Annotated in this window: 25 protein-coding genes and 1 other annotated feature; of the genes, 3 read left to right on the plus strand and 22 right to left on the minus strand. The window is 45.3% G+C overall.

Translation table 11 applies throughout. The annotated features are described in order from the left end of the window. The first annotated feature begins 25 nt into the window (after positions 1-25). Positions 26-1,579, plus strand: a complete 1,554-nt coding sequence (gene spoVB, locus NOM01_RS00795) for a stage V sporulation protein B (RefSeq protein ID WP_255745543.1) — start codon at positions 26-28, stop codon at positions 1,577-1,579. On the opposite strand, the gene NOM01_RS00800 is transcribed toward spoVB, so the two are convergent. Continuing rightward, positions 1,576-2,118: a DUF421 domain-containing protein gene (locus NOM01_RS00800; protein ID WP_255745545.1), complete on the minus strand. Its 543-nt coding sequence runs from the start codon at positions 2,116-2,118 to the stop codon at positions 1,576-1,578. The genes spoVB and NOM01_RS00800 overlap by 4 nt on opposite strands. Before the next feature lie 181 nt (positions 2,119-2,299). Here NOM01_RS00800 and NOM01_RS00805 point away from each other — a divergent pair, with 181 nt between their 5' ends. Beyond that, complete coding sequence (locus NOM01_RS00805; protein WP_255745547.1) at positions 2,300-2,677, plus strand: TIGR04086 family membrane protein; 378 nt, start codon at positions 2,300-2,302, stop codon at positions 2,675-2,677. A 49-nt stretch (positions 2,678-2,726) separates the two neighbouring features. Here the strand turns inward: NOM01_RS00805 and yajC are convergent, their stop codons facing one another. The 9 genes from yajC to NOM01_RS00850 form a co-directional block, all read right to left on the minus strand. Beyond that, on the minus strand, positions 2,727-3,014 hold the full coding sequence (gene yajC, locus NOM01_RS00810; RefSeq protein ID WP_255745994.1) for a preprotein translocase subunit YajC: 288 nt from the start codon (positions 3,012-3,014) through the stop codon (positions 2,727-2,729). A gap of 30 nt (positions 3,015-3,044) precedes the next feature. Next, positions 3,045-4,190 carry a tRNA guanosine(34) transglycosylase Tgt gene (gene tgt / locus NOM01_RS00815; RefSeq protein ID WP_255745549.1) on the minus strand — a complete coding sequence of 382 codons (1,146 nt, stop codon included), beginning with the start codon at positions 4,188-4,190 and terminating at the stop codon, positions 3,045-3,047. Continuing rightward, the gene (queA, locus tag NOM01_RS00820) at positions 4,190-5,233 is read right to left on the minus strand and encodes a tRNA preQ1(34) S-adenosylmethionine ribosyltransferase-isomerase QueA (RefSeq protein ID WP_255745551.1); all 1,044 of its coding nucleotides are present in this window, start codon (positions 5,231-5,233) and stop codon (positions 4,190-4,192) included. Before queA ends, tgt begins: the two co-directional genes overlap by 1 nt. Before the next feature lie 132 nt (positions 5,234-5,365). Further along, positions 5,366-5,575 (minus strand): DUF2905 domain-containing protein, encoded by a 210-nt coding sequence (locus NOM01_RS00825; RefSeq protein ID WP_255745555.1) that lies wholly within the window; start codon positions 5,573-5,575, stop codon positions 5,366-5,368. Continuing rightward, positions 5,572-6,582: a Holliday junction branch migration DNA helicase RuvB gene (gene ruvB / locus NOM01_RS00830; protein WP_255745556.1), complete on the minus strand. Its 1,011-nt coding sequence runs from the start codon at positions 6,580-6,582 to the stop codon at positions 5,572-5,574. The genes NOM01_RS00825 and ruvB overlap by 4 nt, the downstream gene beginning before the upstream one ends. Positions 6,583-6,598: 16 nt before the next feature. Further along, on the minus strand, positions 6,599-7,201 hold the full coding sequence (gene ruvA / locus NOM01_RS00835) for a Holliday junction branch migration protein RuvA (protein WP_255745557.1): 603 nt from the start codon (positions 7,199-7,201) through the stop codon (positions 6,599-6,601). Between the two features lie 197 nt (positions 7,202-7,398). Further along, positions 7,399-8,127, minus strand: a complete 729-nt coding sequence (locus tag NOM01_RS00840; protein WP_255745558.1) for a YebC/PmpR family DNA-binding transcriptional regulator — start codon at positions 8,125-8,127, stop codon at positions 7,399-7,401. A gap of 247 nt (positions 8,128-8,374) precedes the next feature. After that, entirely contained in the window at positions 8,375-8,950 is a 576-nt protein-coding gene (locus NOM01_RS00845) for a YhcN/YlaJ family sporulation lipoprotein (RefSeq protein WP_255745560.1), read from the minus strand. A 143-nt stretch (positions 8,951-9,093) separates the two neighbouring features. Further along, positions 9,094-10,680, minus strand: a complete 1,587-nt coding sequence (locus NOM01_RS00850; RefSeq protein WP_255745562.1) for a LysM peptidoglycan-binding domain-containing protein — start codon at positions 10,678-10,680, stop codon at positions 9,094-9,096. Between the two features lie 234 nt (positions 10,681-10,914). Between NOM01_RS00850 and NOM01_RS00855 the strand changes: the two genes are divergently transcribed. Then, entirely contained in the window at positions 10,915-11,451 is a 537-nt protein-coding gene (locus tag NOM01_RS00855; RefSeq protein WP_255745564.1) for a transcription repressor NadR, read from the plus strand. Positions 11,452-11,460: 9 nt separating this feature from the next. On the opposite strand, the gene obgE is transcribed toward NOM01_RS00855, so the two are convergent. The 12 genes from obgE to mreC all read right to left on the minus strand — a co-directional run bounded on the left by obgE (position 11,461) and on the right by mreC (position 21,368). Beyond that, positions 11,461-12,744: a GTPase ObgE gene (obgE, locus tag NOM01_RS00860; protein ID WP_255745995.1), complete on the minus strand. Its 1,284-nt coding sequence runs from the start codon at positions 12,742-12,744 to the stop codon at positions 11,461-11,463. A 10-nt stretch (positions 12,745-12,754) separates the two neighbouring features. Further along, a complete protein-coding gene (locus NOM01_RS00865) occupies positions 12,755-13,276 on the minus strand; it encodes a Spo0B domain-containing protein (protein ID WP_255745566.1) in 522 nt (173 codons plus the stop codon). Between the two features lie 322 nt (positions 13,277-13,598). After that, the gene (gene rpmA / locus NOM01_RS00870) at positions 13,599-13,895 is read right to left on the minus strand and encodes a 50S ribosomal protein L27 (RefSeq protein WP_255745568.1); all 297 of its coding nucleotides are present in this window, start codon (positions 13,893-13,895) and stop codon (positions 13,599-13,601) included. 14 nt (positions 13,896-13,909) lie between these two features. Then, positions 13,910-14,239: a ribosomal-processing cysteine protease Prp gene (locus tag NOM01_RS00875; protein ID WP_255745570.1), complete on the minus strand. Its 330-nt coding sequence runs from the start codon at positions 14,237-14,239 to the stop codon at positions 13,910-13,912. Positions 14,240-14,250: 11 nt separating this feature from the next. After that, complete coding sequence (gene rplU / locus NOM01_RS00880; protein WP_255745572.1) at positions 14,251-14,559, minus strand: 50S ribosomal protein L21; 309 nt, start codon at positions 14,557-14,559, stop codon at positions 14,251-14,253. 49 nt (positions 14,560-14,608) lie between these two features. Beyond that, positions 14,609-14,685: a sequence feature (ribosomal protein L21 leader region), on the minus strand. 78 nt (positions 14,686-14,763) lie between these two features. Beyond that, positions 14,764-15,906 (minus strand): ribonuclease E/G, encoded by a 1,143-nt coding sequence (locus NOM01_RS00885; protein WP_255745574.1) that lies wholly within the window; start codon positions 15,904-15,906, stop codon positions 14,764-14,766. A gap of 70 nt (positions 15,907-15,976) precedes the next feature. Next, positions 15,977-16,816, minus strand: a complete 840-nt coding sequence (locus NOM01_RS00890) for a M50 family metallopeptidase (RefSeq protein WP_255745575.1) — start codon at positions 16,814-16,816, stop codon at positions 15,977-15,979. After that, positions 16,809-17,594 carry a M23 family metallopeptidase gene (locus NOM01_RS00895; protein WP_255745576.1) on the minus strand — a complete coding sequence of 262 codons (786 nt, stop codon included), beginning with the start codon at positions 17,592-17,594 and terminating at the stop codon, positions 16,809-16,811. The genes NOM01_RS00890 and NOM01_RS00895 overlap by 8 nt, the downstream gene beginning before the upstream one ends. Before the next feature lie 742 nt (positions 17,595-18,336). Further along, complete coding sequence (gene minD / locus NOM01_RS00900) at positions 18,337-19,134, minus strand: septum site-determining protein MinD (RefSeq protein WP_255745577.1); 798 nt, start codon at positions 19,132-19,134, stop codon at positions 18,337-18,339. A gap of 25 nt (positions 19,135-19,159) precedes the next feature. Beyond that, a complete protein-coding gene (minC, locus tag NOM01_RS00905; RefSeq protein ID WP_255745578.1) occupies positions 19,160-19,852 on the minus strand; it encodes a septum site-determining protein MinC in 693 nt (230 codons plus the stop codon). A 134-nt stretch (positions 19,853-19,986) separates the two neighbouring features. Further along, complete coding sequence (gene mreD / locus NOM01_RS00910; protein WP_255745579.1) at positions 19,987-20,502, minus strand: rod shape-determining protein MreD; 516 nt, start codon at positions 20,500-20,502, stop codon at positions 19,987-19,989. Beyond that, positions 20,499-21,368, minus strand: coding sequence for a rod shape-determining protein MreC (gene mreC / locus NOM01_RS00915; RefSeq protein ID WP_255745581.1), 870 nt, complete (start codon positions 21,366-21,368; stop codon positions 20,499-20,501). Before mreC ends, mreD begins: the two co-directional genes overlap by 4 nt. Positions 21,369-21,389 lie beyond the last annotated feature (21 nt).

A 21,389-nucleotide genomic window follows, 5' to 3' on the forward strand; every position in this document is an offset into this window, starting at 1 on the left:
ATTTGCAAACAAAGGCGGGCCGCTCATGACACGACAATCTTTTTTAAAAGGCTCTTTTATATTAATGACAGCGGGTTTGATTACCCGCATTCTCGGTATGATTAACGGAATGGTTCTTGCTCGTGTAATTGGTGACGAAGGGGTCGGCCTCTTTATGATGGCGTTTCCGGCCATGCTCTTGGTCGTAACGCTTACCGAACTTGGTTTGCCGGTTGCTATATCGAAACTTGTTGCAGAGGCGCAGACATTCGGCAACTTCCGCAAAGTTAAATTGGTACTTGCCTGGTCGCTTGCCATTGTCGGATTCGTCAGCATCGTACTCACCGCAATTATGCTGATCATCATTCCGCTGTCGGCAAACTACTTATTTGCTGATACGCGCGTTATCTACCCTCTGCTTGCCATAACACCGGTGATCCCAATCGTCGCCGTAAGCTCGGTTCTGCGCGGCTATTTCCAAGGAATTCGCAACATGAAGCCGTATGCCTATTCTGGAATAGTTGAGCAAGTGGTTCGTATTTCGCTCGTCGCGACACTAGCCAACCTGTTAATGCCTTACGGAGTCGCCTATGCCGCAGCCGGTGCAATGATTGCCGGATCGGCAGGAGAATGTGCCTCGCTTCTTTATATGCTCTATGTCTTCAAACACGGCGAAGGAATAAAGATGAAAGGGCCGAAGCGAAAATCATTAAAGGGAACTCGTGAAGTTCTGCGCGACTTGCTCCGAATCGGTTTGCCGACGATGGGCAGCCGGCTCATCTCATCGCTCGGTAATTTCTTCGAACCAATGATCGTCTCACATGCGCTCGTCATCGCCGGTTACTCCATTGCCTCGTCCACACAACTTTACGGACAGCTGACCGGATACGCGATGACACTTCTGCTGCTGCCAAGCTTCATCACGCATGCCCTGCATGTTTCGCTTGTTCCTGCGATCAGCGAAGCCTATGCGCGGAAATCCTTTAATCTGATTCACTATCGTTTGAATCAAGCATTGCGCATTGCTATGCTCACCGGTGGTCTTTCCATTGTTGTCACCTACTCATTCGCCAAACCGCTGATGAGCATTATTTACGACTCACCCGAGTCAGCTCAATTTCTCTACATTATGACGCCGTTTTTCATGATCTTTTATTTTCAAGCACCCATGCATGCCGTTCTTCAGGCACTGGATTTAGCAAAGGCGGCCATGTATAACACCTTAACAGGAGCGGTTGTCAAAACCATTATGTTGTTTGTACTCACCTGCCGGCCGGAATTCGGTATTAAAGGTACTGCACTTGCTATCTGCACTAATGTTGTTCTCGTCACCGTCCTGCACGCCGCAGTCATGTTTAAAGCCATCGGATTTTCGTTGATTATTCGGGACTACATCCGCACCTTTCTCTTAATCGCATTCTCAGGTTTCGTCGCACATCTGCTTATTCAGCGTACATTTACTGCCTGGTCGCTTTTCCCGAGAACGTTGATGTTGATCTCATTGGTAGCCGCACTCTATCTAGTACTCGCGTCTTTTCTCGGTTTGCTGCAAAAAGAACAACTGAGCCAGCTCCCGATCATCGGAAAGTGGCTCAGTTAATCATTACGCATGTATTTGTTAAGATCCATGTAGAAATTTCCCAGAGGATCCATTCTTAAATAGTTGACTTGGCGAATATTGCGATAGCCGAATTTTCTCAGCTCCTGTCTAAGCCAGAGCTGTGTCTTTCCGATTTGTTCCAGATTATCGCTCCGTACTTTTCCATTTTCAATGAGTGAGAGCCCGGGGCGAGGATGTTCATGATCGGATTGCAACGAATGATCCGGTTTCTTTTTCGGTAAGCGGAAATCAGCAGCCTTAAAATATTGAATGAGATGTTCATGAATCGACCATTTAGCGGCGAACCGATAGAGCCAAAAGCGTGATCGATAAATGAGGATCAAAATCAGAAAGGGCATGAGCAGCGGGAGCAGCGGCTTTTCCGGCATAATTACAGCCGCAACGATTAATTCGACCGCAGAGAATACAAGCGCGATTTCAAAACCCGATTGATCTGAAACTTTTTCATTCAATGACTTTCTGAATCCCATAAACATGAGCAGCGCCAAGCAAAGCATTCGAATCATCGATGTTCCCATTCTGCTCCTCCTCTCTGTATTTAGTATGAGCAAACTGAACGATTTCATGAATGGGACAGGTGTCATGTTTTTGATCTTGTCCGAATAAGATGGACTATCAGGAATCTCGATTTGTCGGGTTTCATGCGGCAATCCCAAATCCTTTATCCATAAATTCACTTATTATGTCGGAGGTGGTAAAATGTCCCGAAATTGGCTTAGTGCTGTCACATACGGAATGATTGCTGCGATCCTCATCGTCCTTGCTTCCGCGTTTCTGCTTGCTTCACTGCTACGTTTCACAACGTTTGCAGAATCGAATGGCTCCATTCTTCCCATCGTGATCTCAATTGTCGCGCTTTTTATCGGCGGCGTGATTTCCGGATCAAAGACAAAAGAAAAAGGGCTTTTGATCGGTGCCATTACCGGACTCGCTTACTGTTTGTTCAGTCTCTTCTTTCAGTATCTTGGTCTTAATCAGAGCCCAAGCCTGAATCAGTACTTATTCTTTGTCGCTAATATTGCCTCTGCTTCGCTTGGAGGCGCAATTGGCGTCAACCTTTTTGCCGGAAAGCATTAATTTGCGGATTTAAAAAAAGCGGCCATAAGCGGCCGCTTTTTTTGATTTATTATTTTTCTGTACTTTCTTCAACAGCAGGTTCCGGTGCATTGGCCTTTTTAAGGACCGCACGGATCGCATTGCGTTCAAAAGTCAGTTTCGTACCGCCGCAGCGAAGCACTGCTGCCTGATCGTCGATCGAATCGATCGTTCCTTGAAGTCCGCCGACCGTAATCACCTTGTCGCCTTTGGACAGAGCAGATTGCATTGCTCTTGTTTCTTTAGATCTCTTTTGTTGCGGGCGAATGAGCAAAAAATAAAAAATCGCTACAAACACCAACAATGGTAACAACTGCATTAGATTCAATGAACTTCTTCCCTTCTATACTCAAAAGTTTTTAGCACCCGGTTTATTAAAACCATACGATTCAAAGAATTCCTCTCTGAATTCAAGCAGCCGGTCTTCTTTGATCGCAGATCGGACACGCTTCATTAATTTTATCAGAAAATAAAGGTTATGGTAAGTAGTTAAGCGAAATCCGAATGTTTCATTTGCTTTTACCAGATGACGGATGTACGCGCGCGAATAATTTCGGCATACCTTGCAGTCGCATGATTCATCGATCGGACCAAAGTCATGGGCAAATTTCGCATTGCGAATAACAAGCCGCCCATGCTCGGTCATGCATGTACCATTGCGCGCAATCCGAGTCGGAAGCACGCAATCGAACATGTCGATGCCACGAATGGCACCGTCAATCAGTGAATCAGGCGAACCGACGCCCATTAGATAGCGTGGCTTATCAGCAGGGAGCAGCGGAGTCGTGTAGGTAAGCATTTCATTCATTTTATCCTTCGGTTCTCCAACCGACAGCCCGCCGATTGCGTAGCCTGGAAAATCAAGCGAAGTCAGTGCACGCGCCGACAGTTCGCGGAGCTCTTTATAGCCGCCGCCTTGCACGATGCCGAACAGCGCTTGACGATCGGGATTGACGTTAGCTGCCAGACAACGCTCCGCCCAACGGCTCGTACGTTCTACGGATGTCCTCATGTACTCATAGGTTGAATCAAACGGAGGACACTCGTCAAACGCCATGATAATATCCGAACCAAGCGCATTTTGGATCGCTATCGACTTTTCGGGAGACAGAAAAAGTTTCTCACCATTCAGGTGGTTGCGAAAATGCACACCTTCCTCAGAGATATCACGAAGCTTGCTTAGACTGAATACCTGGTAACCACCGGAATCAGTCAATATTCCCTGATCCCAATTCATAAAATGATGGAGGCCGCCGGCTTCCTGTACTATATCTTCACCCGGGCGAAGCCAGAGATGATAGGTATTACTCAGGATGACACCTGCACCCATCTCCTTTAGTTCTTCCGGGCTCATCGTCTTGACCGTTGCTTGTGTTCCGACCGGCATGAACATTGGCGTATCAAACGTTCCGTGTGGCGTATGGAGCTTCCCAAGTCGCGCTCCCGTTTTCTTATCTGTCTTAATTAATTCATAGGTAACTGCAGCTTGATTCATTAATGGTTAATTCCTTCCTCAATAAACATAGCATCGCCAAAGCTGAAGAAACGATACCGTTCCTTTACCGCTTCGCGATAGGCTTTCATAATGAACTCACGGCCTGTGAATGCGCTGACCAGCATGATGAGTGTCGACTTAGGTAAATGGAAATTGGTGATCATTCCGTCAATAGCGCGATATTTAAATCCTGGATAAATAAAAATATCAGTCCAGCCGGATGCTTCTTCAAACTTGCCGTCAAATTTCGCTGTTATTGTCTCTAATGTACGGATAACCGTTGTGCCGCACGCAATAATCCGTTTGCCTTCGGCGCGTGTTTTCGTCAGCCGTTCAGCGGCCTGGGCAGACATCTGATAGAATTCCGAATGCATGGTGTGTTCCTCAATCTTGTCCACCTTAACCGGGCGAAATGTGCCTAGTCCGACATGTAAGGTAATAAAAACGATGTGTATCCCTTTTTTTTCAATTTCTGCAAGCAATTCCTTCGTGAAATGCAGTCCCGCAGTCGGTGCTGCCGCAGATCCGCGATGCTTTGCATAGACAGTTTGATACAGATCAGGATCATCGAGCTGCTCTTTTATGTAAGGCGGCAGCGGCATTTTGCCAAGTGCGTCCAAGACTTCATAAAAAATTCCCTGGTAGTGAAAGGTCACAAGTCGGCGTCCCTCATCCAGCTCTTCAGTACACTCTCCGACCAGCATCCCGTCGCCGAATGAAATGCGTGCCCCTTGATGCACGCGCTTTGCCGGCTTGGCTAAGCATTCCCATGTATCTCCTTCTTTTTGTTTCAGAAGCAGCAATTCAATTTTTGCGCCGGTCTCTTCTTTATGGCCGATCAACCGTGCCGGGAGCACCTTCGTATCATTCAGAACAAGGCAGTCGCCCGGATTTAGATAATCGATAATTTCGCTAAACGTATGGTGTGCAATTCGATCCTTGTTCGGATTCAGCACCATGAGCCGCGATGCCGCGCGATCCTTCAGTGGGGTCTGCGCAATCAATTCTTCAGGTAATTCATAATCAAAATCAGATAATTCCATTTCAGCACTCTCTTTCTTTTTATAGGAACTTCAACTCATTGCAAGGGATCCTGGATGTTACTCACATCCTGTGAGTAACATCCAGGCCACCGCATCCTGCGGAAGTACGTCCTGTGAGCAACGTTGAAATCATCACATCCTGTGAAAGAAGTGATTTATTACATACATTATTAGTGATAAAACTAAGCTTATTATAATACAAGTCACAATAGGGAAGAAAAAAGTGGTATTTCCCTTTTTAAACATTATATCTCCAGGAAGCCGTCCTATCAGAGGCCAGCACAGGCCGACTAAAAACAGAACGGCACCGGCAATCATGAGTGTTCTGCTTATACCGCTCATGACTTCCGATCTCCTCGTTCAAGATTAAAGTGGCTGTATACCTGATCGGTAACCATCCGTCCGCGCGGCGTGCGCTGAATATAACCGATTTGAAGCAAATACGGCTCATGCACGTCTTCAATTGTATGCCGTTCTTCGCCAATAGCAGCTGCTAGGGTATCTAATCCTACCGGACCACCGTGAAACTGGTCAATGATTCCCATCAGCAGCTGATGATCGACACGATCTAACCCCGCTTCGTCAACATGGAGACGGCTCAGCCCGTTCCTCGCCGTTGCGCGGTCAATAAGGCCATTGCTCTCTACCTGGGCAAAGTCGCGAATGCGCTTGAGCAGGCGGTTCGCGATTCGAGGCGTTCCCCGTGAGCGTCGTGCGATTTCAAAGCAGGCATCCTCTTCAATTTCTGTTTGCAGTACGGATGCCGTTCTTTTTATAATCATTGACAACTCTTCCGGGCTGTAAAACTGAAGACGGCTGATCACGCCGAAACGGTCACGAAGCGGAGGAGACAAATAACCGGCCCTCGTGGTTGCACCGACGAGCGTAAACGGCGGCAGATTGATCCGTACCGAATGTGCGGTTTCGTCCTTTCCGATCACAATATCCATGCAGAAATCTTCCATTGCCGGATAAAGAATTTCTTCAACATGGCGAGGAAGGCGGTGAATCTCGTCAATAAAAAGCACATCGCCAGGTTCAAGTGATGAGAGCACAGCAGCAAGATCGCCCGGCCGCTCAAGTGCCGGTCCGGATGTTGTTCGAATATTTGCGCCCATTTCCGATGCGATAATCATCGATAAAGTTGTTTTGCCTAGTCCGGGTGGGCCGTAAAGAAGCACATGATCGAGCGGTTCATGACGTGCCTTTGCTGCACAAATAAAAATTTTCAGGTTCTGCTTTATTTCTTCTTGACCAATGTAGTGGTCTAAATCAGAAGGGCGAATGGATTGGTCCAGCCCTTGATCCTCAAGTGTCGAGTCACTAGACAGCAAATGATCCTCTTCCAAATCGGGCGCCCTCCTTTTACACTTTGGATAATCGCTTCAAAGCTTCTTTCACATAGTTCTCCGCACTTAAGTCAAGTTTGCTTAACTGCGGCACAACTTTACGGATTTCTCTTTCTGAATAACCAAGCATCGACAGAACATCCGTCGCTTCCGCCAGCGCGTTTTCCAGCCTGCTGTCTGCATTTTCCTCTAATTGCATGTCCGCAGGCCGTACAGCAAATTCTTGCAGCTTGCCCTTCAAATCAAGAACTATTTGTCCCGCTGTTTTTTTGCCGATTCCCGGAAAACGGGTGAGAAACTTATCGTCCTCCGCCTCAATTGCTTGAATAACCTCATCAGGATCCCCCGAAGCAAGAATGGCAAGCGCATTTTTCGGTCCAATCCCGGAAACAGAGAGCAACCGGACAAACAATTCCCGTTCCTCTCTCGTCTGAAATCCATATAAAACGTTCGCTTCCTCGCGCACATACTGGTAAAGATAAATCTTCGTTTCTTTATTCAGCTGCGGTTGATAGCTGAACGGATTCGGACATATGATCTTGTAGCCGAATCCGCCCTGCTCAATGACAATACCGCTGCCGGACAGATAGGTCAAAATTCCTTTAATATAATCAAACACTAAGCTTGCTCCTCGTCCATCGTTTCTAAGCTAAGATCTTTGTCTATCATATCACATGGCAAGCATTTGTCCCAAGAAAAGCTAATAGGTACCATCATGCTGCTCATAGGCGTTTCACATGCAAGTAAGGGACTGAGCACAGTAAAAAATGAGGAGACATTCATGTCGAATGTCCCCTCATTCACACTCATCTGAAATCATGCTTCTTCAAGATTGCTGTAAATATCCTGTACATCGTCGTTGTCTTCCAAAGCCTCGATCAATGCTTCCATTTTTTCGAGGTCTGTTCCGCTCAACGGAGTTTTAGTCGTCGGGATCATAGCGACCTCAGCACGATCAATTTCATAGCCTTTTTCTTCGTCCAACGTTTTTCGGACATCCTCAAAAACGTCAGGTGTCGTCACGATAATAAACCGATCTTCCTCAGTTCTCATATCATCTGCCCCTGCGTCGATGGCATCCATCATAACCGTGTCCTCATCTAGGCCGTCTTTTTTTTCAATTTCAATGATGCCCTGCTTTTCGAACAGGAAGCCGACACTTCCCGATTCGCCTAAATTGCCGCCGCTCTTTGTAAATGCGTGACGGATATCAGAAGCTGATCGGTTACGATTGTCGGTCAGAACATCAACCATGACTGCAACACCGCCTGGACCGTATCCTTCATAAGTAATTTCTTCATAGGTCACGCCGTCCAAATTTCCGGTCGCTTTCTTGATTGCCCGGGAAATATTGTCATTTGGCATATTGGCAGCTTTTGCTTTTTCGATCGCATGCCTTAATCCGGCATTCATACTTGGATCACCGCCACCGTGACGCGCTTCAAGGAAAATATCCTTGGATAGCTTCATAAACATTTTACCACGTACGGCATCCAACGCATTTTTCTTATGCTGTATGTTATTCCATTTTGAATGTCCAGACATAATTCTTCTCCTCCCCAAAAAATGCGGTAAACAAAAGATTAATGCGTCCGTCTGATAAACATAAGGTCAAAAAAAGAACTAGCCAAAGCCGTTCTCTACTTACTAATGTTTTTCTGACCCTAAGTTCTTCACACGCTGCTTTAATGTACTCCGCAAATTTCATTCCGTTCCCATTATACCCATTTTTTATCCCGAAAAAAAGAGCAAAGGCTTAATGCCCTTGCTCTTTCTCTCAGAATAATTCTTTTTATTTGCTGTTGTTTTCAAACGGACGTTTAACAGCATTGGTTAAATCGTCGATAATACCAACAATATCTGAGCGAACTTCTCGAGTCGCCTTGCCAGCATTAAACGTGGCTTCTGTTGCCGTAATTCGTTTCACATAACGGCTGTCGGTTGATACCAGCACTTCACGACCGCCTGCAAGCGGAAGAACTGCAAGCCTGATTTTCTTTCTTAAATTTGCACGATCATTTTGTCCTTTATCTGGAACAGCGCCAATGGCAACGCTATTCCCCGAAACCAGTACATGAGCCTCATCCACTCCATCAACAGAAGCTGCTCGATCTGCAATACGGTTTGCTAATTTCTTCTGATCTCCATAACTCAATTGGTTTACCTGATTATTGGTGTCACCGCTCAGATTGCTGTAATCAGGTGAAGTCGGCGGAACCGCATTTGAGTTTGGATTATTGTAGCCGGTGCGGTAATTTACATCACGCGGCGCATTGGGACGGTTATACGCAGCGTTGTCCGCCTGACAACCTGCCAACAAGGCGCTTAACGTTAATACTGTCCCTAATTTTGCTATTGCTTTTTTCACTTTTACTCCCCCTTTCGCACTTATCATGTGTGAAGAAGGAGCATTTTACGCTTAAGAATTTTTACCGTTAAATTAGCAAAAAATAGAAGACGTATGCAGGGACTGCATCCATGCTGAAGATCAGCATTTACCCATAAAATTTTTTATTTTTTAGGCGTTCCGGATTGTCCTCCTTGGTAAATCGGCGCGGATGCATTGGGCATTGCCCAATACGGCATCGGCTGAGGACGCGGCGGTTGATTTCCGCCGTAATACCCGGCAACTGGTGCATTCCCATATGGCGAATAGGGTGCGGGGCCGCCGCAATTACATGGTTTACCTGTTTGTGATTTATTTGGCACAAACGGATATGGATAGCCTCCCATTGGATCTGTCTGCACAGGAGCCATTTTGCCGCTGCCGGCAGGTGCGGTTTGCGGTTGCTGTGGTTTAGCCGCAGTACCCGCTACTTGTGGATTCGTCCACGGCATCGTTTTCTTACTGCCTGCTGTTTGACCGCCTACATAAGCTTTATCAAGCTGCACTTTTCCATGACCAATCGGAAATTGCGGTTGCTGACCGGCCCAAGGCTGCAGTTGCGGATAATATGGACTCTTTGCCCCCATCTGATCGTTTGGATGATAAACCGGCTTCTGAGAAGCAGCACCGCCTACTGCATTTGGATAATAAGGATTGGCACCGCTTCCCTGAACGGATGGACTTGTCATACTTCCTTGGTTCGAATCTTGGGTTGCCGGACTGACTACACTGCCGGCATTCGGGCCCTGTGTCCACGGACTTACCATACTTCCTTGATTCGAACCTTGAGTTGACGGACTGATGGTGCTGCCGGCATTCGGGCCTTGTGTCCACGGACTTACCATACTTCCTTGGTTTGAACCTTGCGCTGCCGGACTGACTACACTGCCAGCATTCGGGCCCTGTGTCCACGGACTTACCATACTTCCTTGGTTTGAACCTTGCGCTGCCGGACTGACTACACTGCCAGCATTCGGGCCCTGCGTCCACGGACTCGTCACATTTCCTTGATTTGACCCTTGTGTCCATGGACTTACCATACTTCCCTGATTTGGTCCCTGCGTCCATGGACTTGTCACATTCCCTTGGTTTCCCATTGGAAAGTAAGGCATTGTTCCTTGGCTTGCCGGGCTCATTGCGGTTCCCGCATTTCCTTGCGAAGCAGGGCTGACTGCTGTTGGGGCTTGTGGTGTTGAAAAGTTTGGATACGATCCAGAACCTGTCGGTGCCCAGCTCGTCGACTCGGGATTTTTTGGATACATTACTTTTGCGTAATCAGAAGTTGATTGTCCTGCTGTTTGTGTACCGGCCGATGCATTTGGTTTTTGTTCAGCGGCTTCGATCTTTACCTTCGGTTGAGCAGGTGCAGGTGCCGTCTGTTGTACCGGCGCTTGTTGAACCGGTGCTTGCTGTACGGGCGCTTGCTGTACAGGTGCTTGCTGTACAGGTGCTTGCTGTACAGGTGCCGGTTGGGCCGGAGCCTGATGGACAGGTGCCTGCGGTGCTTGGTGATGGACAATTTCAGAGCGTTGATTTGTTGAAAGGGCCCTCTTCAATGGCTGCTTGCCGATCGCTACCTTCACCTTCATTCCCTGGGTTAATGAATTTTCGTCTAAATTTGTATTCATCTTCCTGAATTCGTCAATAGTCATTCCGTGTTTACTTGCGATATTTTCCATAGTATCGCCATTTTGGACAACATATAGTTTCACGGTTCTCCATCCCTCCTGTGAAAGTCATTTTATATATATGGCTGCATTGGGCTTTTTGCCACTCTTTGCACAGGAAACTTGCTTTGCTGCTGTCCCAATTTTTTTCGAGCGAAATGGCTAATAATGCACAGGCACCTATTTTTGTTTTATACTTAAAACATCAAAATTTGCGAAACAAGCTGCTGCTCGGAAGATTTAAATGGCCGACGCAAAATAAACAATGGAGTGTTAACGATGAAGCAGAAGAAAGAGAAACGAAGATCCGCTGTTGAACGCAGAACGTCAATTATGGAACGGCTTAAGAAGGCTGCGGATCCAATCAAAGGTAACGATCTTGCTGATGAAATGCAGGTGAGCAGGCAGGTTATTGTTCAGGATATCTCACTGCTCAAAGCTGAAGGTAAGCAGATCATTGCCACATCCCAAGGCTATCTTCTGCTACAAAAGGCTCAGTCTAACACAATAAAAAGAATCGTCGCGTGTAATCACACGATCAGCGAAACCGAAGATGAACTTACACGCATTGTCACATGCGGTGTGACCGTGCTTAATGTAACGGTGGAGCATCCATTGTACGGAGAGATTACGCGCTCTTTAATGATTCGGAATCGTTCCGATGTCACTAAATTTGTTGAAAATCTTGAAAAAACAGGTGCTTCTCTGCTTTCTTCATTGACCGACGGTGTTCATTTGCATGAGCTTGAAGCGGATACTTCAGAAAAGATTGAGCATGCTGTTCATGCATTAAAACAGGCAGGTTATCTGCTGTAACCTGCCTGTTTAATCCGTGTATTCAAATTCAAAATCCATGATCCGTACAGTATCGCCTTCAGTCACACCTTTTGCGCGCAATGCGTCATCAACACCCATGCCTCGCAGTTGGCGTGCAAACCGCCGAATCGCTTCATCATGCTGAAAATTAGTCATTTTGAATAAAAGTTCCACTTTCGGCCCGGACACATTAAAGATTCCATCTTCATCTTCAGTGATCGTAAATGGAATTTCCTCTTTTTCAAATGTGTACAACGCCTTGCCGTCCTCTTGTTCTGGTTGTTCCATCGGAAATTCAGGTGTCGTCAGTATTAGTTCATAGGCTTCCCCGACTAACTCTTTCAGTCCGGCTTGCGTCAATGAGGAAATTGGGAATATCTTTATATTTGGATCAATTTTTTTCTTAAATGCCTCTAGATTCTTCTCGGCGTCCGGCATATCCATTTTGGAAGCTGCAATGATTTGCGGACGCTCAAGAAGACGCAGTTGATAGCTTTTTAGCTCTTCATTAATCTTGGTATAATCATCAAAGGGATCTCTTCCCTCACTCCCGGACATATCTACGACGTGAATAATGACACGTGTCCGTTCAATATGGCGCAAAAATTGATAACCAAGTCCCGCTCCGCTGCTCGCACCTTCGATCAATCCGGGAAGATCTGCAAGCACAAAGCTTCGGCCTTCGTCCACAGCCACTACTCCAAGGTTCGGAGCCAGTGTCGTAAAGTGGTACTCGGCAATTTTAGGCTTAGCCGACGTCACAACAGATAGGAGTGTTGACTTTCCTACACTCGGAAATCCGACGAGACCGGCATCGGCAAGCAGCTTCAACTCAAGTTGGACCTCAAGTTCTTGACCCGGTTCTCCATTTTCGGAAATATAGGGAGCCGGGTTTGCAGGTGTTGAGAAGCGGGTATTCCCGCGTCCGCCGCGTCCGCCGGCAGCAATCACTGCTCTTTGATTGTTCTCCGTTAGATCAGCAATCACTTGTCCGGTCGCATTATCCTTAACCACCGTTCCCGGCGGAACCTGAACAACGAGCGGTTGCGCGCTTTTCCCATGCTGATTCTTGGTTTTGCCATTTTCGCCTTTTTGGCCCTTAAAATGCCTTTTGTAGCGAAAATCCATCAATGTCCGAAGACCTTCGTTCACTTCAAAAATGACATCTGAACCTTTACCGCCGTCCCCTCCAGCCGGGCCGCCGTCAGGCACATATTTTTCACGTCTGAAGGCAACCATGCCGTTTCCGCCATCGCCGCCTTTGACAAATACTTTCACTTGATCAACAAACAAATAGACCACCTCATCTTGTATCACATTCATTATTTATCTTATAGTGTTCAACCCATTGAAAAGAACGATTCACATTCTGCTTGTTTAATTGTTCCGTCGCAGTCCTTTGGTTAACCATTTCACCTTCAAAATAGAGATGAATCCGTAGCACAGGCTCAGTTTCAATAACGACGCGAACCGTATTATCTACAATCGGAGCAGAATAGCGTTCGATAATCGTGAAATATTCACGGAAAGTCTCCATCAGTTCTGTATCATAAACTGACAGATCCCTCTCAGGTCCGTCCACCTCGAAAATCAGACTGAACGCATGAGACGACCATCTGAACTGCATCAAAAAAGCAGCACACTCCGGAATATGCAGATGAGCAAGCCGCGATTGATTGTTCAGCTTTTCTGTCACTCGGTCAATAATCTGCTCGACTTTTTGCTTTTTATTTAAGAAAAGATATCCTTTGATCAACTGAAGGTCGTTCAAATACTCATGTCGCGCCGAATTCAGTAATTCGATACTTTTTTCCGTATTGAACATCATTGCCATCCTTTCCCAATCATCTACATCTCAAGTATAACAGATACACATGATCGGATTGTGAACAATGACTTACAAGTACTACACCTTTATTATCTTTAATTTGGTCTTTGGCCGCCGGAATCCGTTCTTCATAATTTTCGATATTAGAAAACTTGGCTTCGCCAAGCCTCTGCCGAAGGTGAAGCCTTAGTTGCACTTATACTATTTTCCTTAAAATTATAAACTCTCTTATAGTATAAAAAGAAGCGGCAGATGCTATTTTTTGCTTGCGCAAAAAATCATCTGCCGCCTCAGTTCGTTCATCGCAATGAAAGAATCATCAAGCTTCTTTAACTGCATCTACCGGATAGACACTTACTCTTTTGCGGTTGTGACCGAACTTTTCAAACTTAACAACACCATCAGCTTTTGCGAACAGCGTATCATCGCCACCGCGGCCAACGTTCGTTCCAGGATAAATCTTCGTTCCGCGTTGACGATACAGAATCGAGCCGCCTGTCACCAATTGTCCGTCTGCTCTTTTAGCGCCCAGACGTTTCGAAATGGAATCACGGCCGTTTTTTGTACTACCTACACCTTTTTTCGATGAGAAAAACTGAAGATCTAATTTCAACATGCCGAAGCACCTCCTTAATCGCTAATTCGGATATATTGCCCGTAGGACTTTTCAATCGTTCGCATTGAGACCAGCATCGCTTCCAAAATCAATTGAGCTTTTTCCAGATTGGCATCGGCTGGGCAATCGGAAATTCCGCATTCAAGATAACCGCCGTCATTCTTTTGCCGTACATCCATTTTCAGGTTGGCAAGTGATTCCACGGCATTGACTGATCCAAATGCAACAGCCGAAACCGCCGCACAGACCAAGTCTTGCCCATGAGGACCGCTGTCCGCATGACCGGTTAATTTAAAAGCAAAAATTTTTCCATAATGATCGCGCCGAACAGTTAAAACAACCACCGGAGTTCACCTCAAGCATTGATCTTTTCAATCACAACTTTCGTGAACGGTTGTCTGTGCCCTTGTTTACGACGATAATTCTTTCTCTTCTTAAACTTGAAAACGACAATTTTCTTGTCGCGTCCTTGTTCAACGACCTTCGCAGTAACACTAGCGCCTTCAACAGTCGGAGCACCGACCTTAACGTCTTCACCGCCAACAAAAAGCACCTTGTCGAAAGTAACCGTATCGCCTGCTTCTGCAGCAAGCTTTTCAACAACAATCGACTTTCCTTCTTCTACCTTCAGCTGCTTGCCTCCGGTTTCAATAATTGCATACATTCTGATGCACCTCCTTTAGGATCGTGTTCGGAAAAAGATTGTCCGAACCTGTCATTCTCAGACTCGCCAGAGAAAGGCTGTCCTATCATAGACATTAAGGCCAGTTCTGAGCGGTTGGAGCGAGATGCTCCTAAGTCCTCTAACAACACAATAACAGGAGTATGATAACACAACGCTGGTTTACCTGTCAATAAACCATCCCACTTAATTCTCTTCCTGAATGAATCGATCACGAAGACCGCAGCGCTGTCTTCTGCGAACCAATTCAACTAGTCCCAATCGAGTAAATCCGAATACTTGTACAGCATTCGGATCATTTTTCGTTAAACAGTCAAGTTCATGGAGCAATTGGTACCGATTTTCATCCTTTTCCATACGAAGAAAATCGATGACGACCATACCGCCGATTTGTCGCAGCCGCAGTTGCTTGGCAATTTCCTTAGCTGCTGACTGATTAATACGAAAAGCTGTCTCCTCCCAATTGTTATGAATAGCTGTCGAACCTGAGTTCACATCAATTGCTGTGAGTGCCTCTGTATATTCGATCATTAATGATGCTCCGGATTCAAGGGGCACATAGGGCCGCAGTGCAGCCTTATAGGCTGATTCAAGATTAAGGTAACTGAAAAGATCTTGATGTTCTTTATATATGAATTTCGTATTTGGCGGGAGTGCGTCTTGATTGATTAAAAAATTAGCGATTACCGTGCTCGTTTGCGGAAAATGATTTTCATTCAAAAGTGCCGTGGCAAATGAAAATTGGCGCAGGACTCTTTTCTCTGAAGAAACATTTTTTGCAGTGCAAATTAAAGTGGACGCGATGCCTTTTAAGGACTTAAATTCCTCTAGAATTGCGGCAAGATCCTGTTCGCCAGCTTGCGTACGAATTATAGCGCCTTCACCCGGAGCGCACCACTCCGACACCTTTTTTTTAAAATGCTCGCGCAGATTTTCCGGTAGACGTCTTGAGACGGCAACATAGGGACTAAAAGGTAGAAAAATCAAGTTTTTTCCTTTGATTTGGACTTGCTCCGTCAGCTCCGGAACCTTTCCATCCCGTTCTTCCTTATCTACCTGTACAATAATCCGCTCATCTGGTTCCACTGTGTGATCCGGACGCTGTTTATGGTTCGGCAGAAAGCCGCTTTGTCCGTCGCCAAGGTCAACGAACCAGCCTACTTGGCTAAAACGATTTTTCAGAATCCGTCCGATGAAAAGATCGCCGACCCGGACGTCGTTTGCATCTGATTGATAATAAAAAGAAACAACCGACCCATTCTCAAGAAGAGCAGCACGCACACCTTTGTTTTCTTTTTCCAATACTACAGTCATGGGCTCTTTGGACATAACATCACCAGCTTTCCACATTCGTTTCCATTATCGCAAATGCGGACAAACGGTGCAAATCATGCGCCATTCAGCGGCAGTCATTGATTGTATCACCTTCACAGCTACCTTTGAAATAGTCGTTTGCAAGCCTTCTTCCATCGATATCAGAATTCTTTTCTCCAACAATATGAATGCGGTGCTCCGCATTTTTGTAATATAGAGAGAAAACTGCGGAAAGTGGTGCATCCCCCGTTACTTTCAGCCGTTTTAATCGAACAAATCGATACTTGGTATTTGAAAGGGCAAGCAGGAAGCGAATAAATCGAAGCGGCAAGACACGCCGCTCTTTATAGAGTGCAATAAGAATAAAGAGTACGATCACCCAAAGATTAATTGAAAAAGGATAGCGCCAAAATGTCAGGATACTGAAGAGCAGTAAGGCAGCCGCAGAAAAATACAGCATTTTTTTATATGCAGGTTTAAATGGATAGACAATTTCCAACAGCACATGCAAAAGGCGTCCGCCGTCTAAAGGCCAAATGGGCAACAGGTTGAAAAGAAGCAATGCACTGTTTTGTGCCAAAAACAGATGATGCTGGTCTGTTCCCCAGAACGGCAAGCCAAGCATTGCATAGGAAAGCAGCGGCAGCCAAACATTTTGGAGCGGTCCAGCAAGAAGGACGATAATTTCTTGATAAAAAGGATGGGCTTCATGCTCATCCAGTTTTGCGACACCGCCGAAAGGCAGCAGCTCGATTTCAATGACATTCCAGCCGAACCCTTTTGCCGCAATGGCGTGGCCGAGTTCATGAATAAGGACAATCAGAAATGCGATCGCCGTCTCCCATAAATGGCCGGTCAGCGTTCCAGCGGCGATAACCAACCAAAATACAGGATGTATTCTAATTTTCGGCAGTAAACTAGTCAAAGGACATCACCTGAATGGGGTCGATAAATTTTTCACCCTTTTTCAATGCGAAATAGAAAGTTCCTTTTTTGTTTTTTTCGGAGGTAATGCCGATTTTCTGACCTTTTTTCACCTCCTGGTACACCTTTACATTTGCCTTGTCTAGTTTTCCATACCATGATTCATCACTGTCTTTATGCTGAATGACGACCGTCTCGCCAATGTTTTTCTTTTTTCCGACAAACACAACAAGACCGTCTTTTGCTGCCTTGACTTCAGAATGTGACGTGGTTTCGACGGTAACACCCTTGGATTGACTGCTGTAGGGTAATTTCACTTCGCCGACGACCGGGTCAGCAAAAGAAGACGTCTTACTTTTCTCTTTCGTACTCGTGCTTCCTCCATTTGCGGTGTTGACTGAGTCACTTTTGAAACTAGGCAGAAAGCTGATCGGATCACCTAAATTCTTCTCATACCAATTCGAAACGGCAGCAAATTGGAATTCTTGTGTCATCGCCGTATTAATTGAGCTTTTGATGGCCTGAAATTGACTTCCTGCAGCATTATTTACCCAATAAGCAGAACCAACAAGTAATGCAGAAAGAACACATTGAAGCAAGAATCGACGCCCATGATGCACGGGCGGCTGTCTTTGTTCATCAAACGGTTCAAAGTAGGGAGATTGGTCATCACGCCTGCCTCCGCTACCATGCTTATATTCCATAAAAGGCTTAGGCGAGGTCTGCAACATCATTAATTTTCTTTGTTTTCGTTGCTCATGTCTTCGTTTATAATCCATAAAGTCCCTCATCGTCGGCTTCCTTTCTGCCCTTGTCCGTTTTTCTTTTAATCCATACGTTCGGGTACGGCTATGTGCAGGTCAATAGATTTTAATTCTTTGGACTTGCCTTCTAAAAGGACTGTATGCCGACAAAGCGAAAATTATGAGTGATAAGAAAAACCGGGCACAAAAACGCCCGGTTCTTACTTCCGCGGGATGCGGTGGCTTTCGCGTTGCGTTCAGAACACATGCGCATTAAGCGAAAGTTCTTCCATTTCACTTCTGTTCATAAAGCATTCCGGTCCTAAATATGTAATGAGTAAAATAAGCGGAAATTTTCCGGTTATATGCATCATGGAGATTTTTTCATGGGTATATAAGGGGAATTTCTCCAGTTATGCAAAGCAAAACCTTCTATTTTCCATGTTTTTCGACTCGATAAGCGGAATTTATCCGTCTATTTAAGCTATATTTTTATTCATTTTCTAAATAGGGGGAATTTCTCCGTCTATTTATCAGATTGGGCGATTTCCCTGATCGCTCAACCGATAAGTGCAGATTAAAACTCAGCATCTTATAACCATATCGTCGTACCAGCAAGGAAAAGCGATGTAAATACATGGCACTTTATCACAATGGTGTTTTCATTCAAACGGTGTTCCGCGCCCCTCAAGCGGGTCATGAATGTTTCTTTACCCTGTTAAAAAAAGCGGCTGCCGCGCAGATATACATCCGCGTGCAGCCGCCTTTTTAAACCAATTTATCGCATGCCGAGCAACGACTTAAAACGATGGAAAAATCCGTTTTTCTCATCAAGTACCATCAGCGGTACCGTCTCGCCCAGGATGCGCCTGCCGATGTTTCGGTAAGCTTGGGCAGCCTTTGATGATGGATTGAGTGCAACCGGCTCACCTTTATTTGAAGATGAGATCACACCATCGTCATCGACAACAATTCCGAGCAGATCGATCGCCAGGATATTCATGATCTCATCAATTTCCAGCATTTCTCCGCTTTTCAGCAAATGCTGCCGTATGCGATTGATGATTAATCGAGGCGGCGTAATTTGTTTCTCCTGCTCCAGCAACCCGATAATTCGGTCTGCATCACGCACTGAAGATATTTCCGGTGTTGTCACAACGATTGCGTGATCTGCACCCGCAACTGCGTTTCTGAATCCGCGTTCGATTCCTGCCGGGCAATCAATAATCACATAATCAAAGTCTGATTTCAATTCGTCAACCATTTTCTTCATCTCAGAAGGCTTGACAGCTGTTTTGTCCGTTGTCTGTGCTGCAGGAAGCATGCTGAGACACTCGAAGCGTTTATCTTTAACCAGCGCCTGATTCAGCTTGCACCGACCTTGTGCCACATCCACAAGATCATAAATAATACGGTTCTCCAGCCCCATAACAACGTCTAAATTACGCAAACCGATGTCCGTATCCACCAGACAGACTTTCTTCCCCTGTAAGGCCAGTACCGTGCCGACATTCGCGGACGTCGTCGTTTTTCCGACACCGCCTTTGCCTGAAGTCACAACGATTGCTTCCCCCATCGTTTACACCCCTTTTCCATAAATCTTACAACTTCTCAAGCACTAGTGACAGATTCCGTTTCTTTAATGCTGCATGCACTCGATCGATAACAATCTTTCCGATTTTTTCATCCAAATAGGCACATTCAAGTAAGTGATCTTCTTTCATTTCTTCCACCGAGCCATTCTCATTTCGACTGATGACTTGTCCGATTTTGAGCTGTGTCGGTTTCATTATTGAAGCGACAATCACCGCATCTTTACCGTCGCCGTCTGAACCTGCCGCAGCAACACCTCGAAGCGCTCCAAATATATAGATGTTTCCGGTTGCCGAAACCGTTCCTCCCGGGTTAACGTCACCGACAAGAAGCAAATCACCTTCAACTGAGAGCACCTGTCCGGAACGAATGATTCGAGCGATCGGTACAATCTTCTCCTGTGCCTTTTTCTTTGCAATATCTTCAAGAGTCATCACGTTCGATTGAATATCTTCAACTTTCAAATGATCAAAAGAATGGATAATTTCTTTTAGCTGATCGCGTTGAACCTCGCTTATATAGCGGTTTCCCGCTTGAACTTTAACTGAGATAACGGGACCCTCTTTATATAGGTTAGTATTCGCCGCTAGTTTTTCTTTAAGTTCACGCACCAAATCACGATAAGCACAAGCTTCGTCCATAACGAGTACAAGGCCGTCCTTCCTGCCTTTCATCGTTACAAGTGGCTGAGTGGCTGACATCGGGATTTTCACCTCGATATGTTTGATATTCAATATGAGAAGGGAAAAATCCTTCATAGAAACGAAACAGATTCAAAACATTTGAAACAAAAAGTGTAAAAGCTCCAACGATACATTTATCGGCTTGATCGGATTTATTTTTCAATCCCGTCCGAGAGCCTTTCAAAAAAACGTCTGAACGGATAGTAAATAAGCATAGTAAAAACCGCATTTAAGCATACTGTAGGTAGAAGACGAAATTGAAAGAAAAACCCGAGTTGCTGATCGGTCACGCCGATCATCAGATAAATCACATAAACCTCAAACTGCTGCATACAGACACCAACCGCAACAAGCAGAATGGTCATAGCGGTGTTCATGTTCACCCATTTGGATATCGAATACACCAAATATACAGTAAGTGTCAGAGAAAAAGCATAAACACCTAGAACAGATGCATAAATAATATCAATTAAAAACCCAAACAAAATAGCATACTTCAATCCCCAACTCAGTGATCCGAAGAAAGCAAGCATGAGCAACGCTACTAAAACAAATTCAGAAATGATCTGAACGTTGTTTCCAACAGAATAAAAGGGGATAAGCGGCATCACTGTGCCCTGAATGAGAAAGAGAAAGAAGAGAAGGATGAAGATTTTACTCTGCTTCAATTTCCCTTCCCCCCCACTTGCTTCTTTTTCTCAATAACAAGCACGTAGTTTAAATGATTCAAATCAGCCGCCGGTTTTATCTGAGCCGCTTTTGTGAGTCCGTACTGGTCCGTTGACACACTTGTTACGGTGCCAATCACGAGCCCCTTTGAATATTTACCGCTCAAGCCCGAAGTGGTAACCGTCTGTCCCTTTTTAACTTTTGCCTTAATTGGTATTTTGCCAAAAAGAAGTGTTCCTTTGTTCTGGTTATAACCTTCAATCATGCCATAGATGGTGTCACCATTCTTCGGTTCAATCATGGCGGATATCTGGTTAACATTTTGATCATCGGAAATAAGCGAAACTTTACTTGTAAAGTTGCCAACCTTAGTCACACTTCCAACCAAGCGCTTCCCCGAAGTAATGACCGGCATTCCATTCTTTATTCCATTTACTTTTCCTTTATCAAGCGTAAGAAGCTGGTTCCACTGATCATACGAACGACTGATTAATGTCGCCGAATACTTTGTGTACTCAGAGAGAGAAGGATCATTCTTCATACCCAGCTGTGCCTTCAGTTCCTTATTTTGCGAAGTCAGATCTCTATTCTCTTGTTCGACACTTGCATAATTTGTTAAATTTTCTTTTAAACGTTTATTTTCTTTATAGGCATTTTCAATATCGCTGACATTCTCAAAGAAACCCGCTACATAGCGAGCGGGCACATTGACAACATATTGAAACCCTCCAACAACGTCCTGAACGAATTGTTCGGTCCATGTTGCGCGCGTACCTTCTTTTAATGAATAGCTGATAAGCGCAATAAGAACAATCAGACTGGTCAAGAGGACAATTAATTTTTTATTTGAAAAGAATGAAGGCATACGGACACCTGCTTAATTATT

The sequence above is a fragment of the Sporolactobacillus sp. STSJ-5 genome, assembly GCF_024385605.1.
Lineage (GTDB): Bacteria > Bacillota > Bacilli > Bacillales > Sporolactobacillaceae > Sporolactobacillus.